Below are 14,902 nucleotides of genomic sequence, written 5' to 3' on the forward strand. Positions count from 1 at the left end.
CCCCCTCCACCCCCTTGACGAACGCAGATAATAGTGCATCGCGCATGCGCTGCCAAGGATGATATGACGCTCCCGAATCCGCGTTTGAGCCCCTTTGCGGATAGGCTATGGGCTGAATAATGTTTCAAGACTCTCGAGGAGTACGTGACGTGCGTTTCACTGCGATGAACCGGGCCCGGCGGGGCAAGATGGCACTGACGGCCGCCGTTGTAGGCGTGGGCCTGCTGACCGCGGGCTGCGGCTACATCACGCCCCAGCAGACAAACCATCAGTACTCCGCTTCGGACGGCATCCGTGCCGACCTCGGCCCGCTGAAGCTCCGGAACATCCTCATCGTCTCCGCGGGTGAGGACCAGCCCGGCCGCGTCATCGGTGCTGTCTACAACTCCTCGTCCAAGGACGTGAAGCTGACCATGAAGGGCGCAGAGGGATCGCAGACCGAAGTTGCCGTCAAGGCGAACTCGTACACCCTGCTCAACGACACCACTGACGAAGCCATCCTCAGCACCACCGGCGGCAAGGCCGGTTCACTGGTTGATGTCCAGGTCAGCGAAGACGGCACCAACGTGAACAGCACCGTGCGCGTGCCCGTCCTGGACACCACCCTGCCCGAGTACAAGGAATACCTTCCGGCCGGCAGCACGCCTTCGCCGAGCACCTCGGCCACGCCTTCTCCGTCCGCTTCGGAGAGCGCCGCAGGCCACTAGCACCCGGCTGAAGCACTTCAGCAGAACAGCAAAAAGGGAGGGGCCGTCCGGTCCCTCCCTTTTTGCTGCCCTGGTGCCAGGGGCTACCCGCTTGTCCCGGAGCCGCTTATAACCGGCGGGACAGGATGCGCAAAGGCCTACGGCTCGAACTTGTAGCCCAGGCCGCGCACGGTCACCAGGAACCGGGGCGCCGAGGGGTCGGGCTCGATCTTCCCGCGCAGCCGCTTGACGTGGACGTCCAGGGTCTTGGTGTCCCCCACGTAGTCGGAACCCCAGACCCGGTCGATCAGCTGGCCACGGGTCAGCACCCGGCCCGAGTTGCGCAGCAGCATCTCCAGGAGCTCGAACTCCTTCAGCGGCAGCAGCACCTGCTCGCCTTCCACGCTCACCACGTGGCGTTCAATGTCCATCCTGACCGGTCCGGCCTGGACCGTGGAGGAAATCAGTTCCTCGGGCTCGCCCTGGCGGCGCAGCACCGCCCGGACGCGGGCAACCAGTTCGCGCGAGGAATACGGCTTGGTGACGTAGTCATCCGCGCCGAGCTCCAGGCCCACCACCTTGTCGATCTCGGAGTCCTTGGCCGTCAGCATGATCACCGGGACGGTTGATCGATGCCGGAGCTGCCTGCAGACCTCGGTGCCGGACAGCCCGGGAAGCTGCAGGTCCAGCAGCACGAGGTCGGCGCCGTTGCGGTCAAACTCGGTGATGGCATCGAGGCCGTTGTCCACGACCTCCACCTCAAACCCTTCCTTGCCCAGCAAATAGGACAAAGGATCGCTGAACGACTCCTCGTCCTCCACAATCAGAATCCTGCTCAAGCGCTAGCTCCTCGTTCTTTAGCGCCGGCGGCGCGGGGTATTGGGGTGACAGCGGCCTGTTCGGCGGCTTGTCCGGCCGGCCCCGTTGCCGGGACAGTTGCGGACGGAAGGTCGGTGTCGCCGTCGGGCCCTGCCTCGGGCCCTTCCATCTCGGGAAGCCGGAGCGTGAAGGTGGAACCCTGGCCCGGCTGGGACCACAGCGTCACCTCGCCACCGTGGTTGGAGGCGACGTGCTTGACGATGCTCAGGCCGAGGCCGGTGCCGCCGGTGTGGCGGGACCGGGCCGAGTCCACGCGGTAGAACCGTTCGAAGACCCGTTCCTGGTCCTCGGCGCTGAGGCCCTCGCCCTGGTCCGTCACCGAAATGGAAACCAGTCCTTCCTTGGAACGGACGCCAATGCCCACACGGGTGTTTGGCGGTGAGTACCGGATGGCGTTGTCGATCAGGTTGCGCAGCGCCGTGACCAGGAGGTCCTGGTCACCGAAGACCTTCTCCTCGGTGCGGCCACCCACCACGATGGTGATGTTCTTGCTTTCGGCCGGCAGCTGGGACCGGTCCACGGCCTCGGCGATCACGGCATTGACGTCAACGGGACCGCCCTGCTGCACCACGCTGGCGCCCTGCAGGCGGGAGAGTTCGATGATGTCCTGCACCAGTGCGGCCAGGCGGCCGGACTCCTTATGCATGCGCTTGGCGAAGCGGCGGACTGCCAGTTCGTCGTCGGCTGAGGATTCCAGTGCCTCAGCGAGCAGGGAGATGGCGCCCACAGGCGTCTTCAGTTCGTGGGAAACGTTGGCCACGAAGTCGTTGCGGATTTCCTCGGTCCTGGTGATCTCCGTGCGGTCATCGGCCAGCAGGAGGATATATTCCTCACCCAGCATGGCTGCCCGGACCTGGACGATGATGGTCCCCTGCCCCAGCGGCCCCCGCGGCAGCTCAAGCTTCTTTTCGAGGATCACGCCGTCGCGCCGTACACCCGCCGTCATGTCCAGCAGTTCTTTGTGGACCACCGTGTGGCCGCGGACCAGGCCGTAGGCGTACGCGGCAGGACTTGCCCGGACCACGCCGTCCACCGCGTCCACCACCACAAAAGCGCGTCCGACGACGGCCAGCACCTCGGCGGCACCGTCCGGCAGTCCCGGCTCGTCCCCGTCCATGTCCAGCAGCTGGCGCTGCTTTTCGCTGACCCGGTAGGCGAGCACACCGAACGTGCCCAGCGCCAGGCCGACGAGGCCCGCGATCAGGCCGATGAACATTGGATCCACAGGTCCACCTTATGCTCTTGCCGGTGGCCCAACGGCGCGTCCGGGCCCCCTGCGCCCACGGTTCAACTAACGTTCACCTGCAAGGGATCAACCGTTCACCGGATGCTGGCAGAGTATCCAGTTGGACTGCCGAATGGCGACAAGATTCCTGCTGCCCTCGTGCGGGCGTGCGGGAGTTCCAAGGAAAGGACGCCGACGTGCGTAAGGTTTTTCAGGAAGAACTCACCCAGGTCGGTGACCAGCTGGTGGAGATCTCCCGGCTGGTCAGCGAAGCGATAGCCAAGGCCACCACATCATTCGAGGTGGCGGACGTCGACCTCGCCCAGGACGTCATTGCCGCCGATGCGCGGATCGACTTCCTGCAGAACAGCCTCGACGAGCGGGCCATCGACATCCTCGCCCTCCAGGGCCCGGTGGCCAGCGACCTGCGGATGATCGTTGGATCACTGCGGATGAGCGCCTCCCTCGAGCGGATGGGTGACCTCGCCCGGCACATTGCGCAGCTGGCGCGCCTCCGTTTCCCGTCCACCGTGATCCCGGCTTCGATGACCGGGACGTTCAAGCAGATGGCGGAACTGGACCAGGTCATCGCCGACAAGCTGGCCGTCCTCCTGGAGACCCGTGACCTGGAAGTGGCCCGGGACATCATGAAGGCCAACACCGCCATCAACGACCTGCACCTCAGCGTGTTCAAGGCCATCGCCGCACCCGAGTGGGCCGAATCCCCCGCCACTACCGTGGATGTGGCACTGGCCAGCCGCTACTTCGAGCGTTTCGCCGACCACGGTGTCTCCGTCGCCCAGAAGGTCAGCTACCTGGTGACCGGCGCCTGGCAGCCGAACGCCACCGAACACAGCTGAGCCCCGGCTCCCCCACGTACATACGACGGCGGGCTGGTCACCTGAGGTGACCAGCCCGCCGTCGTACGTTCTGCTGCCTTACTTCTTGCCCTGGTTGGCTACGGCCAGGATGGCCTGCTCGGCGGCCTCGGGGTCGAGGTAGGTGCCACCCGGCTTGACCGGCTGGAAGTCGTCATCCAGGTCGTAGACCAGCGGGATGCCGGTGGGGATGTTGAGGCCGGCGATGGCTTCGTCGCTGATGCCGTCAAGGTGCTTGACCAGCGCGCGCAGGGAGTTGCCGTGGGCCGTGACCAGGACGGTCTTGCCCGCCTTCAGGTCAGCCTTGATGTCAGATTCCCAGTACGGCAGGATGCGGACCAGGACGTCCTTCAGGCACTCGGTGCGCGGCAGGGCATCACCAAGGTCCGCATAGCGCGGATCATGTGCCTGGCTGAATTCGCTGTCGTCATCCAGGGGCGGCGGCGGGGTGTCGTAGGAGCGGCGCCATTCCATGAACTGCTCTTCACCGTATTCGGCCAGCGTCTGGGCTTTGTCCTTGCCCTGCAGCGCACCGTAGTGGCGTTCGTTCAGGCGCCAGTCGCGCTTGACCGGGATCCAACCGCGGTCGGCCTTGTCCAGGGCGATGTTGGCGGTGTTGATGGCCCGCTTCAGCAGGGACGTGTACAGAACGTCGGGGAGGATGTTGTTCTCCACCAGCAGCTCGCCACCGCGTGCTGCTTCCCCGCGGCCCTGGTCGTTCAGGTCAACGTCCACCCAGCCGGTGAACAGGTTCTTGGCGTTCCATTCGCTGTGGCCGTGGCGCAGCAGAATCAGCTTGTAAGTCATGATTTTCATCCTAGCCGAGCAGTGTTGCCACCCGCCCAGCGTTACAGGGCCAGGGATGGTCATCGTCACACGGCAGCCCGTACCCCGGCTGGCGGCATCCCCGCGGCCGCGGGGATACAGTGGGGCGGTGGTGCAAAAGGCTGAACGGGTGAGTGGCCCCGAGATCACCGGCAGGAGGTTGTCCGGCCGGCACGGCCGGCCGGTAGGCAACGTCACCCGCGGCACCACCAATCCCAACCGGATGCGCCGGGTGGACCGCTGGTTGGCCGGTCCCCAGGCCTGGCGGCTCCTCCGGGCCACAGAACCGCTGGTGGTGGACCTGGGCTACGGCGCGACGCCGGCCACCGCCGTTGAACTCTTTGAGCGGCTCGCCGCAATCCGTCCGGATGTCCGGTTCTGCGGGATCGAGATCGAGCCGGAACGGGTGCGTGCTGCCCTCCCCCTGCAGCGGCCCGGCCTCAGCTTCCACGTGGGCGGTTTTGAGCTCCCCGTCCCCGGACGCCCCGTCCTGGTCCGGGCCTTCAATGTGCTCCGGCAGTATGAGGAGGCCGACGTCGCCGGGATCTGGCGCCTGGTGCAGGGCAGGCTGGCCCCTGACGGGCTTTTCATTGACGGCACCTGCGACGAGATCGGACGCCGTGCGACGTGGGTGGCCCTGGACGCGGAGCGCCCGCTGTCGCTGAGCATGTCGGTCCGGTTCGGCAGCTTTGAACTGCCCTCCGACGTTGCCGAACGCCTTCCCAAAGCCCTCATCCATCGCAACGTTCCCGGCGAACCGGTCCATGCGCTGATGCAGGCCATGGACAAGGCGTGGCTGGAGTGCGCCCCGCTGGCGTCCTTTGGAAACCGGCAGCGCTGGCAGGGTATGTGCAGGGCGTTACGCGACGCCGGCTGGCCGGTTCAGGACGGGCCCGCCCGGTGGCGGCTGGGCGAACTGACGGTGGACTGGGAAGCAGTTGCACCTCTGCCGTAAGCGTGATTCACGAATCGGCAGACAGCGGGTACCAGGTGTCCCCGTTGAACAGCTTGGGTGCGCCGGGGTTTACCAGGGGCCGTAGGGCCCCATGTTGCGGCTGCCGCCCCGGCCTGCGTCCTTGACCGCAGGGCGGACGTCGGCCAGGTAGACCGATGCGGCAACCACGGCGGCGAGGCCGAACAGTCCGAGCGTGCCGAAGATGCCGCCGCTGGCGAAGAGGGAGATGACACCTATCAGCGCGGCGCCGCCGGTCAGGGCGAGCCAGAAGGCCTTGGTCCGCTTGCCGGTCGCCTCAAAGGCGTTGGCCTTGTGGCGCGCGCAGTCTGCCAGGGCCCACAACTCCAGCCCCAGGGCAACCAGGGCAAGGATAAAGAACACTGCCTGTTCCACAGGCCGAATAATCAGTTCACCGTCCACAAGCCCAGCCTAGCCGTCCAGCGTGTCCAGCGCCTGCTCCAGGTCGGTCCAGAGGTCTTCCACGTTCTCAATGCCGACACTGAGGCGGATCAGGTTCCCGGGGACGCTGGCCGGCTCCGCGGTGTGCCGCCGCCTGCGTTCGATCAGCGATTCCACGCCGCCCAGCGATGTGGCGGGCAGCCACAGGCTGACTGCCTCAACGACCTTGTCGGCCGCCGCTGCGCCGTCGAGTCCGCCGTCGGGCGCCACCTGGATGCAGATGATGGAGCCAAAGCCCTTCATCTGTGCCGTGGCCCGTTCGTGCCCGGGATCGTCCGGGAGGCCCGGGAAGCGGACCGATTCAACCCTGGGGTGGGCGCTCAGCCGGTCCGCCAGGACCCTGGCAGACTCCTGGGACTTTTCCACCCGCAATGCCAGGGTGCGCAGGCCGCGCAGCGCAAGCCACGCCTCGAAGGGCCCGGCGATCGCGCCATGGATGGTCCGGTGGTGCAGGAGTGCGGAGCGGATGTCCGGGTTGGAGGTCACCAGGGCGCCCAGGACGACGTCGGAGTGGCCCGCCAAGTATTTGGTCACCGAGTGGAGTACGACGTCGGAGCCCAGGGCGAGCGGCTGCTGCACCAGCGGCGTCGAGAAAGTATTGTCCGTCACCACGATGGCGCCCGAAGCGTGCGCGGCTTGTGTCAGCACAGGAATGTCGGCGATTCCCAGCATGGGATTGGTGGGGCTTTCAAGCCACAGCATGGCGGCGGCCTTGGCATCCGGGCCGCCCGGGGCGAGGGCCGCTTCAACGGCTCCGGTATCCGCGATGTCCACGGTCCGCAGCTCGATGAACCCCTTCTGGGCCAGTTCCGCGGCCATGACAAGGGTTCCGGAGTAGCTGTGGTTGGGCATCACCAACACTCCGCCGGAGGGGATCAGCGACAACGCTGAGCTGACGGCAGCAAGCCCGGACGCATAGAGCAGACCGGGCAGGTCCGCTCCCTCAAGCTGGCCGAGGGCCTCCTCGAACGGGTCCCAGGTGGGGTTTGAGTACCGGCCGTAACCACGGTCTCCGGGGCCGAGCGGGCCTGTTCCGTAATACGTCGAGGACAGGACCAGGGGCGGATTCACCGGCTGGTCCCGTTCCCGCGGCGGACGGCCCGCGGCCACCACCATGGTTTCGGCGGACAGGCCCCCGGTCTGCTGTTCGGAAAGACTCATGGGGACAGCGTACTGTTCCACCGCGGACCGCCGGAAAAGCCCGCACGCAGCGTGGGACGCCGTGAAACTGTCCACAAAGCCCATGGCCGGGACCGTGTTTGCCCCGGCCGATCGGTAGGCTTGAACAGTGAACAAACAGAGTGCCGGACTTTTCATCGCGTTCGAAGGCGGCGACGGCGCCGGCAAGTCCACCCAGGCGGCTAGGCTCGCCGAAGCACTCGAAAGCCGCGGCCTTACGGTCCTCCGGACCCGTGAACCGGGCGGCACTCCCATCGGCGAGAAGCTCCGGTCCCTGGTCCTGGATCACGGCCATGGCCATATAGACGCCCACACGGAAGCGCTGATCTTCGCGGCATCCCGGGCGGCCCACGCCGGCCAGGTGATCCGCCCCGCGCTGGAGCGGGGCGACATTGTGCTGACCGACCGGTACATCGACTCCTCCGTCGCGTACCAGGGAGCCGGCAGGGACCTCGGCATGGACGCGGTCCGCTCGCTGAACGAGTGGGCCACTTCCGGCCTTCAGCCGCACCTCACCGTCCTGCTCGATGTGGAACCGGAAGTCGGAAGAAGCCGGCGCACAGCGGGAGACGCCACTGAGGACCGCCTGGAATCCGAAGCTGACGAATTCCATGCCCGCATCCGGGACGCGTTCCTTGACCTGGCCGCGGCCCGGCCGGCGTCCTACCTGGTGCTGCCTGCCCGGCTACCGGTGAACGACCTTGCCGCGATGATCCTCGATCGCGTGGCCGGCCTGCTGGAAGCACCGGGGAACGAACCGGCAGGTGCCGCACCCGCTGCCGGCGCGCACGGCGAGGGCACCCCATGACCGTGTGGGATGACCTCCAGGGCCAGCCCGCCGTCGTCGACCAATTGCGCCAGGCTTCCAGCGGCGAAGGCCTGACGCACGCATGGCTGTTCACCGGTCCGCCAGGGTCTGGGCGCTCCAACGCCGCCAAAGCCTTCGCAGCCGCCCTGAACTGCGACCAGGAAGACGTGAACCTGCGCGGCTGCGGCCATTGCCACGCCTGCCTGACCATTCTGGGTGAAACGCATTCGGACGTGACGTTTGTCCGGACGGAAAAGGTCACCATCACCATCGACGAAGCCCGCGACCTGGTGGCCACCGCCGGCAACAGGCCGTCCGCCGGACGCTGGCGCATCATCGTGGTCGAGGATGCGGACCGGATGGCCGAGCGAACCACCAACGTCCTGCTCAAGGCCATCGAGGAACCGACGCCGCGGACTGTATGGATGCTGTGTGCCCCCTCACCGGCCGATGTGCTGGTCACCATCCGGTCGCGCTGCCGCAGCGTGGCGCTGCGGCTGCCGCCCGCGGCCGACGTCGCGGAACTCCTGGTGAAGCGCGACGGCGTCGATCCCGCAGTCGCTGAACGGGCCGCCCGGGCAGCCCAAAGCCATGTGGGGATCGCCCGCCGGCTGGCGCGGGACCCTGCTGCGCGCGAACGCCGGCTCGAAACTGTCCGGTTTCCGCTGGGCCTGCGGGGAGTCACCGCAGCTGTCATGATGGCGGACAAGCTCGTGAAAATTGCCACCGCCGAGGCGAACAGCTCCAACGAAGAACGCGACGCCGCCGAGAAAGCCGCCTTGCTCGCCACCCTCGGCGCACCTGAATCCGGCACCCTTCCACCTGCCATGCGGGCGCAGGTCAAACAGCTGGAGGACGACCAGAAGCGGCGGGCCAAGCGGTCCATTACCGATTCCTTGGACCGTACCCTCACTGACCTGATGTCCTTCTACCGGGACGTCCTGATCATCCAGATGGGGAATGCTGTTGAGCTGGTAAACGTTGAGTTGAGGGGTGAACTGGAGGAATTTGCCTCCCGTTCCACCCCGGAAGTCACGCTCGCCCGGATGGACGCCATCAACAAAGCCCGCGAACGCATCACCACCACGAACGTTGCCCCGCTGCTGGCCATTGAGTCCATGGCAGCCAGCCTGATCCAGCCTTCCAAGGAGACCCGATGACTGCCCGCCCCCTGCCGGTACGCCGCAGACCCCTGGTGTTCGCGGCCCGTGCCGCCGGAGCCATGGCGCTTGCCCTGGTGCTGGCGTCCTGCAGCCTCATCAACGGGGGCGACCGCCAACAGGAAACCGCCACAGCCAAGGCAGATCCCTCCATCGTGGCGTCTGCGCCCGCGGGGCTTGAGAAGTTCTACTCGCAGGAAATCGTGTGGGAGCCATGCGAAGGCCAGTTCCAATGCGCCAAGGTCACAGTGCCCATGGACTATGCGGCTCCCGACGGCGAAACCATCCAGATTGCCGCGCTGCGGGCTTCAAGTACTGGCAATAAGACCGGAAGCCTGCTGGTCAACCCGGGCGGGCCCGGCGCATCCGGCTATGACTTCGTGAAGGACGCGGCAGCCACCCACTTCTCCCAGCCCGTCCGTGACGCCTACGACCTCGTCGGCTTCGATCCCCGCGGCGTTAAGCGGTCCGCGCCGGTGACCTGCATGACGGACGCGGAACGTGATGCGGCAAGGGCCAAGATCTACGACCTGGAGACCGACGCCGGCCTCGCGGCGGCCCGGGCGGACAACAAGGCCATCGCCGAACAGTGTGCTGAGCAGACCGGCCCCTCAATGGCCCACATCGATACCCAGAGCGCAGCCAGGGACCTGGACGTCCTCCGGGCCGTGGTCAACGACACGAAGCTGAACTACCTGGGCTACTCCTACGGCACGTTCCTCGGCTCGACCTACGCACAGCTGTTCCCGAAGAACGTGGGCCGCATGGTGCTCGACGGCGCGCTGGATCCCTCGATCAGCAATGAAGAACTGACCAGCGGCCAGGCCGTGGCCTTCGAAAAGGCGATCCGCACCTACGTGGCCAACTGCCAGCAGCAGAAGGAATGCCCCCTCACCGGCGGAGTGGATGGCGGCGTCCAGCAGATCCGCGACCTGATAAACGCCGTGGAGCAACAGCCCCGCACCGCCAAGGACGGCCGGCTGGTCAACGCCAACATGTTTGTCAGCGGCCTCATCACACCGCTGTACAACGACCAGAGCTGGCCCGCCCTCACCCAGGCCCTGGAGGCGGCGATGACGGGAGACGTGAGCCTCATGCTTCGCCTGTCCGACCTCGGCGCCGACCGTTCCACCAACGGAAGCTACACCTCGAATTCGACGTTCGCCTTCAACGCCATCAACTGCCTGGACTACCCCATGGACTCCGATCCTGCGTCCATGCGGGCAGAGCAGCAGCGGCTGATGCAACAGTCCCCCACCCTTGGCTACTTCTTCGCCTACGGCGGCATCAACTGCGCCGACTGGCCGTACAAGAACGTGCGTACGCCTGCATCCGTCCAGTACACGGGTGAGTCGCCGATCGTGGTCATCGGCACCACCGGTGATCCGGCCACCCCTGTGGAATGGGCATCATCGCTGCGGAAACAGCTCGGCAACTCCTCGCTGCTGACGTGGAAAGGCGAGGGCCACACGGCCTACGGCCGGGCCAACAGCTGCCTTGAGGACAAGGTGGACAGCTACCTGGTCAGCGGACAGGTTCCGGCCGACAACACGGTGTGCTGAAGGCCTCACCCGCGGCAGCGCCCGCCATTTTGACCCGGGCGCGGAGACTCCATTACAGTTGACTCTTGCATGAAGCGCCCGGATTCTTCCGGTCATTTTGTGCGGTGCTTCCTTAGCTCAGTCGGTAGAGCGTTTCACTCGTAATGAAAAGGTCATCAGTTCGATTCTGATAGGAAGCTCGGGATAAACCCCCTATCGCCCCTCGTTACAGGGCTTTGGGGGGTTTTTCGCTGGTTAAGCAGGTTTTTCGCTGGTTAAGCATGGACGGGAAACTCTGGCCGAGTACGGTGCAGAATCCCCCTGCTGTCTCTTTCCCTGCCCGTGAGCAGAAACGGGATCGACAGCCCGGAGGTCCACGGCTTCTTTGACTGACTCCTGCCGGTGCGCCACCCAGCGTTAGGGCAGGTATCCCCATGGCTGCGCAGCCCGGGAAGAGTACAGAATAGAGCAGGCGTCGGTCCTGGACGCCCGACCACCGTGAAAAATGACTGGGGAACTTCATGAAACTCGCGATGCACAAAACAGCTACAGCCGGAGCCGTCTTCGCTTTGAGCGCCAGCGCAGTACTGGCGGGCGCACCCGCTGCCAACGCGTCAGGAACAGGAACCGCGTGCCCGACATCACGGGTGTGCTTCTACTTCAACTCCGACTTCCAGGGCGCACGCGCCGACTACGCCAACAGCGACGCCACCATGGGCAACGAACTGTTCACAGACGGCCCGGCTGGCCGGAACGGATGGGGCGTCCAGGTCAACAACAACGCAGCATCCCTGATTAACAACACCTACGCGTACATCACGATCTACGACAACCCCGGCTGCGAAGGCTACGCCTGGTACATCCAACCGGGCGAACGCCTCAACCTGGGCGCGATGAAAAACAGGGTCAGCTCAATCCACGTGGCTTATAACGGCGGGGCATGCCTCGACCGGGACCAGTCCTGGGCCTAGCCCTCCACACTGCCCGCCGGGGTATCTCCCCGACCGCCTGGCGCCATATCGAAAAAATGGCACGGCGGTTGGCCTGTTCACAAGTAGGTAGCCATAGCAACGAGTGAATGGCCGGCACCCCACTGTTGTGGGTGCCGGCCTTTGACTGACTGAGTGAAACCCTACGGGCATCTAGTGGCGAACGGCCACCATCTTGGTCCCGCAGACCAGCTGCGGCCCGCCAGCGGTTTCCAGCCGACAGCCCCGGTCTTTAACCCGCGGCCACCCGGAGATTTCCGAGGCGTCGCGAACGCGCTTGTAGTGGAACCCGTCGTGCTGCCCATAGATGGCGACGCTGTCACCGTCGAAACCGTCTTGGGTTACGAGGACTGACTGCCCGTCGACTGCGGTGATTTTCACGGTGTCCCCGACCCCGAAAGCGCCCAGGGCCGCGAAGACAAACACCACGCCGAGGTACGGCACCGCGGCCGCGGCGGCTACCCCGGCGCTCCACCCGACGATCCGCCGCGGCACCTTCCGGGGAATTCGGCGTATCAGCGCTGGGAGCAGGAGCATCAGCCCCGCAGGCCCGGACAGGAAGGCCACAATCAGAAACCAGGAGGCAATGGAATCTGCAGGGATGCCCATGTAGAGGAGCAGGCCCTCTCGTGTGGCGGCCCGGTACGCTTCGCTGAGGACGTGGTGTACCCAGGTGCAGACGGCCGCTGCGGCCAGGAGAACGCTCCCCCATATTTCCCGGAGCTTCATGGGACATTAGCCGGATCGGGACGCTGGCATGCCGTCTTTGCCCGGGCAACCTCTATCGTCTGTGTCACCGCAACGCGAATAACCTCCAGCAGCGCGAGAGCCAGCAGCACCATTGTGGTCTCCAGTGCGAGTAAAAACTCAACGACTCCCCCAAGGGAATTGTTCTTCCATTCCGGTGGGACGGATTTGTCCACCTGGAAGCCAATGAGGAAGAACACCACGGCCGTCGCCGAGAGTCCTCCGAAGAGAAGGCGACCGCTGTATCGATAGGCACGGTGTCCCGTGGCGCCCAGGATCACGTGGGCCAGCCAGAGGATGCCGGCCACGAGCGGCATAGCGATGAAGGGGCTCACTTGGCGGCCAATTTGTTGCTGCGGAAGGTTCGGGCGATATACGGTTTGCGGCCGTATCCGATGGAGCCGTAGCGGAAAAGATGGACGGCGTCCCCCGAGGTCATGATCTCAGCCTATCTGTGGCAGGTGGGTCCGCTACAGACAGGCTTGCATATAGGGCCCGCCCTACCGGGTCAGATGTCTCTTCAATGGCCTACCCCGCGGCATGGTCCTCCGGCCGGGTCGGAGCCCCGAGGGGTCAGCACACGTAGCGGGGTTCGCCAAAACACGTACCTGTTACTCAGGCGCCGCGGCTGCTGAGGCCATAGCGTGGTGACCGGAGCCGGCGGCGATGGTGCTTGATGGAGACCAGCACCTCCCCCAGCCGTCGCCGGCCCGCACCAACTTTCGTGACCGTCTGCACCCAACGTGCCTCGCAGCAGCGTTGCGGAAAGATGCAGTTTCCGCCCGGGTTTCGTTCAGGTCGCGCACCTAGCGTGATGCATGGAGCCGGCGGCGATGGCACTGTCCGCGAGTGCGGTGCTTCCTCCAGCCGCCGCCGGCTCCCACCCCCTTTCCCTGGTCCAAGATCAGCCGGTCCATTTGTGTGGCCGTGTGGTTGAATGTCGCTGTGCCACGGCGCCAGCCGATGCCGGCCCGACGAAGGGAGAACTGCATTGTCTGGAATCAACTCGAAGTTCGATAAGGAATACATCGACAAGGGCATCGAGGAACTGGCCAAGGCGCCGGTCGAGGCGCTGAAAGGCCTTTCAGAGGCCGACGCCCAGAAGCTCAAGGAAGCCTTCAACATCAAGACCGTCAAGGACCTGGGCACCAACAAGTTCTTCCTGTGGCGCACGCCGTCTCGAAACTCGCGGAATAGCCTCTCAAAGCTCCGGGCTACGGGGCCCAGGCAGCTGCCGGGGCCCATTGTTTTCGCTGACAAGCGGGGTCCCGCGCCTCCATGCAGCCTGGCAACCAGGCGCGCGGCCCGCCGGAACTAGTCCGGCCGGCCCACCACAACCTGGGACGGACTGTGCGTCACGTACCCCACCGCCCAGGAGAAGAGTGCGCGGACTTTCTGTTGGACGCCGGGCAGCAGGGCAAGGTGGACGCCCAGCCAGGAGAGGAACGCCAGCGGACCCTGCAGCTGGATGCGCTGGGGGCCCAGCTCTGCCACCGCCGCGCCCCGGCCCACCATGGCCATGTACCCCTTATCGAGGTAGCGGAAGGGCTGCCGCGTACCGCCGGTGAGGTCAGCGTGAATGTTTCTTGCGGCCCATTTCCCTGATTGCTGGGCCACGGACCCCAGTTGCGGGAGCCTGGCCCCCGCGGCGTCGGTGATGTTGGCAGAGTCTCCAAGGACGTAGACGCCCTCCACTCCCGGAGCGGTCAGGTCCGGACGGACATCGATACGCCCGCCCTTCCCCTGCGTGAGCCCCGACTCGGCGATGATCTTGCCTGCCTGCAGGCCGCCGGCCCAGACGACGACGGGGGCAGGCAGCACAGTACCGTCCGCCAGCGTCACGCCGTCGGGGCGGACCTCCGTGACGCTCTGGCCCATGTGCAGCTGGACGCCCAGCTTCACCAGCCGGTCCCGGGTGTAGGCCTGCGATTTCGCCGAGAAAGCCATGAGAACGCTGGGCACCATGTCCACAAGGTGGACATGGCAGCGGGCGGCAAGCTCGGAAGAGAAGTACTTCGGCACGATGTATTTGACGTTCTCGGCGAGGGCGCCGGCCGTCTCCACCCCGGTGGGGCCGCCTCCGACAACTACGACGTCGACGCTCCCGCCGGCTCCCCGGTCCGCCTCGTCGAGGACTTCCGTCAGGGCTGCGCTGAGCCGAGTGGCGTCGGCAACGGAGTAGAGCGGGTAGGCGTGTTTGTCGGCGCCAGGGGTATTAAAGAAGTTCGGGACAGCGCCCGTGGCGAGGACGAGGATCTGCGCCTGGAACCGCCCGCCGTCGGCAGTGGTGACGGTGCGGGCCGCAGCGTCCACCGCTGTGACTTCTGCCGTGAGGACCCGGACCCCCTTGATGTTTCGGAAGACCGCACGGAGCGGGCGGGCCACTGCGGAGACGCCGATTTGCGAGGATGCCACCTGGTACAGGAGGGGCTGGAACTGGTGATAGTTGTTGGTATCAATCAGCAGCACCCGGGTGCCCTTGCGGCCGAGTTCCTGGGCGGCGGCCTTCCCCGCGAAACCGCCGCCAACCACGATGACCTGATATGTATCGTCCATTCGAGCAACATACCG

General features: G+C 65.7%; 16 protein-coding genes and 1 tRNA gene. 9 read left to right on the plus strand and 8 right to left on the minus strand.

What is annotated here, in order from left to right:
• Window positions 1-164 precede the first annotated feature (164 nt).
• Entirely contained in the window at window positions 165-707 is a 543-nt protein-coding gene (locus OVA06_RS14375) for a hypothetical protein (RefSeq protein ID WP_056076539.1), read from the plus strand.
• 137 nt (window positions 708-844) lie between these two features.
• Here OVA06_RS14375 and OVA06_RS14380 read toward each other — a convergent pair whose 3' ends face one another.
• Together OVA06_RS14380 and OVA06_RS14385 are read right to left on the minus strand one after the other, a co-directional pair.
• Window positions 845-1,525 (minus strand): response regulator transcription factor, encoded by a 681-nt coding sequence (locus OVA06_RS14380; protein WP_268159204.1) that lies wholly within the window; start codon window positions 1,523-1,525, stop codon window positions 845-847.
• On the minus strand, window positions 1,522-2,781 hold the full coding sequence (locus OVA06_RS14385; RefSeq protein WP_268160802.1) for a sensor histidine kinase: 1,260 nt from the start codon (window positions 2,779-2,781) through the stop codon (window positions 1,522-1,524). Before OVA06_RS14385 ends, OVA06_RS14380 begins: the two co-directional genes overlap by 4 nt.
• A 206-nt stretch (window positions 2,782-2,987) precedes the next feature.
• On the opposite strand from OVA06_RS14385, the gene phoU reads away from it, so the two are divergent.
• On the plus strand, window positions 2,988-3,650 hold the full coding sequence (gene phoU / locus OVA06_RS14390) for a phosphate signaling complex protein PhoU (protein ID WP_056076545.1): 663 nt from the start codon (window positions 2,988-2,990) through the stop codon (window positions 3,648-3,650).
• Window positions 3,651-3,728: 78 nt separating this feature from the next.
• Here the strand turns inward: phoU and OVA06_RS14395 are convergent, their stop codons facing one another.
• A complete protein-coding gene (locus OVA06_RS14395) occupies window positions 3,729-4,475 on the minus strand; it encodes a phosphoglyceromutase (protein WP_056076547.1) in 747 nt (248 codons plus the stop codon).
• Between the two features lie 127 nt (window positions 4,476-4,602).
• On the opposite strand from OVA06_RS14395, the gene OVA06_RS14400 reads away from it, so the two are divergent.
• Window positions 4,603-5,448: a class I SAM-dependent methyltransferase gene (locus OVA06_RS14400; RefSeq protein ID WP_442793583.1), complete on the plus strand. Its 846-nt coding sequence runs from the start codon at window positions 4,603-4,605 to the stop codon at window positions 5,446-5,448.
• 69 nt (window positions 5,449-5,517) lie between these two features.
• On the opposite strand, the gene OVA06_RS14405 is transcribed toward OVA06_RS14400, so the two are convergent.
• Window positions 5,518-5,868, minus strand: a complete 351-nt coding sequence (locus OVA06_RS14405; RefSeq protein WP_056076549.1) for a DUF2516 family protein — start codon at window positions 5,866-5,868, stop codon at window positions 5,518-5,520.
• 9 nt (window positions 5,869-5,877) lie between these two features.
• Window positions 5,878-7,068 carry a trans-sulfuration enzyme family protein gene (locus OVA06_RS14410; protein ID WP_268159208.1) on the minus strand — a complete coding sequence of 397 codons (1,191 nt, stop codon included), beginning with the start codon at window positions 7,066-7,068 and terminating at the stop codon, window positions 5,878-5,880.
• Between the two features lie 127 nt (window positions 7,069-7,195).
• On the opposite strand from OVA06_RS14410, the gene tmk reads away from it, so the two are divergent.
• From tmk to OVA06_RS14435, 5 genes are all read left to right on the plus strand, one after another.
• Window positions 7,196-7,894 (plus strand): dTMP kinase, encoded by a 699-nt coding sequence (gene tmk / locus OVA06_RS14415; protein WP_261620690.1) that lies wholly within the window; start codon window positions 7,196-7,198, stop codon window positions 7,892-7,894.
• Window positions 7,891-9,054: a DNA polymerase III subunit delta' gene (locus tag OVA06_RS14420; protein WP_056076555.1), complete on the plus strand. Its 1,164-nt coding sequence runs from the start codon at window positions 7,891-7,893 to the stop codon at window positions 9,052-9,054. The genes tmk and OVA06_RS14420 overlap by 4 nt, the downstream gene beginning before the upstream one ends.
• Complete coding sequence (locus OVA06_RS14425; protein ID WP_268159211.1) at window positions 9,051-10,616, plus strand: alpha/beta hydrolase; 1,566 nt, start codon at window positions 9,051-9,053, stop codon at window positions 10,614-10,616. Before OVA06_RS14420 ends, OVA06_RS14425 begins: the two co-directional genes overlap by 4 nt.
• Before the next feature lie 106 nt (window positions 10,617-10,722).
• Window positions 10,723-10,795: transfer RNA gene (locus OVA06_RS14430), tRNA-Thr, on the plus strand.
• 333 nt (window positions 10,796-11,128) lie between these two features.
• Window positions 11,129-11,566 carry a peptidase inhibitor family I36 protein gene (locus tag OVA06_RS14435; RefSeq protein WP_235501388.1) on the plus strand — a complete coding sequence of 146 codons (438 nt, stop codon included), beginning with the start codon at window positions 11,129-11,131 and terminating at the stop codon, window positions 11,564-11,566.
• A gap of 171 nt (window positions 11,567-11,737) precedes the next feature.
• Here the strand turns inward: OVA06_RS14435 and OVA06_RS14440 are convergent, their stop codons facing one another.
• On the minus strand, window positions 11,738-12,313 hold the full coding sequence (locus OVA06_RS14440; protein ID WP_268159214.1) for a hypothetical protein: 576 nt from the start codon (window positions 12,311-12,313) through the stop codon (window positions 11,738-11,740).
• Window positions 12,310-12,666 carry a hypothetical protein gene (locus OVA06_RS14445; protein WP_268159216.1) on the minus strand — a complete coding sequence of 119 codons (357 nt, stop codon included), beginning with the start codon at window positions 12,664-12,666 and terminating at the stop codon, window positions 12,310-12,312. Before OVA06_RS14445 ends, OVA06_RS14440 begins: the two co-directional genes overlap by 4 nt.
• A 656-nt stretch (window positions 12,667-13,322) precedes the next feature.
• Between OVA06_RS14445 and OVA06_RS14450 the strand changes: the two genes are divergently transcribed.
• Window positions 13,323-13,649, plus strand: a complete 327-nt coding sequence (locus tag OVA06_RS14450; protein ID WP_268159218.1) for a hypothetical protein — start codon at window positions 13,323-13,325, stop codon at window positions 13,647-13,649.
• On the opposite strand, the gene OVA06_RS14455 is transcribed toward OVA06_RS14450, so the two are convergent.
• Window positions 13,646-14,887, minus strand: coding sequence for an NAD(P)/FAD-dependent oxidoreductase (locus OVA06_RS14455; RefSeq protein ID WP_268159220.1), 1,242 nt, complete (start codon window positions 14,885-14,887; stop codon window positions 13,646-13,648). The two genes, OVA06_RS14450 and OVA06_RS14455, sit on opposite strands and share 4 nt — an antisense overlap.
• Between the last annotated feature and the right edge of the window lie 15 nt (window positions 14,888-14,902).

The sequence above is a fragment of the Pseudarthrobacter sp. SL88 genome (assembly GCF_026672455.1).
GTDB lineage: Bacteria > Actinomycetota > Actinomycetes > Actinomycetales > Micrococcaceae > Arthrobacter.

Bases quoted from the DNA above. Each gene is read 5' to 3' on its own strand.
- OVA06_RS14425 (WP_268159211.1), top strand. From the start codon at position 9,051: ATGACTGCCCGCCCCCTGCCGGTACGCCGCAGACCCCTGGTGTTCGCG.
- OVA06_RS14455 (WP_268159220.1), bottom strand. From the start codon at position 14,887: ATGGACGATACATATCAGGTCATCGTGGTTGGCGGCGGTTTCGCGGGG.
- OVA06_RS14435 (WP_235501388.1), top strand. From the start codon at position 11,129: ATGCACAAAACAGCTACAGCCGGAGCCGTCTTCGCTTTGAGCGCCAGC.
- OVA06_RS14410 (WP_268159208.1), bottom strand. From the start codon at position 7,068: ATGAGTCTTTCCGAACAGCAGACCGGGGGCCTGTCCGCCGAAACCATG.
- OVA06_RS14375 (WP_056076539.1), top strand. From the start codon at position 165: ATGAACCGGGCCCGGCGGGGCAAGATGGCACTGACGGCCGCCGTTGTA.
- OVA06_RS14385 (WP_268160802.1), bottom strand. From the start codon at position 2,781: ATGTTCATCGGCCTGATCGCGGGCCTCGTCGGCCTGGCGCTGGGCACG.
- OVA06_RS14395 (WP_056076547.1), bottom strand. From the start codon at position 4,475: ATGACTTACAAGCTGATTCTGCTGCGCCACGGCCACAGCGAATGGAAC.
- OVA06_RS14420 (WP_056076555.1), top strand. From the start codon at position 7,891: ATGACCGTGTGGGATGACCTCCAGGGCCAGCCCGCCGTCGTCGACCAA.
- OVA06_RS14440 (WP_268159214.1), bottom strand. From the start codon at position 12,313: ATGAAGCTCCGGGAAATATGGGGGAGCGTTCTCCTGGCCGCAGCGGCC.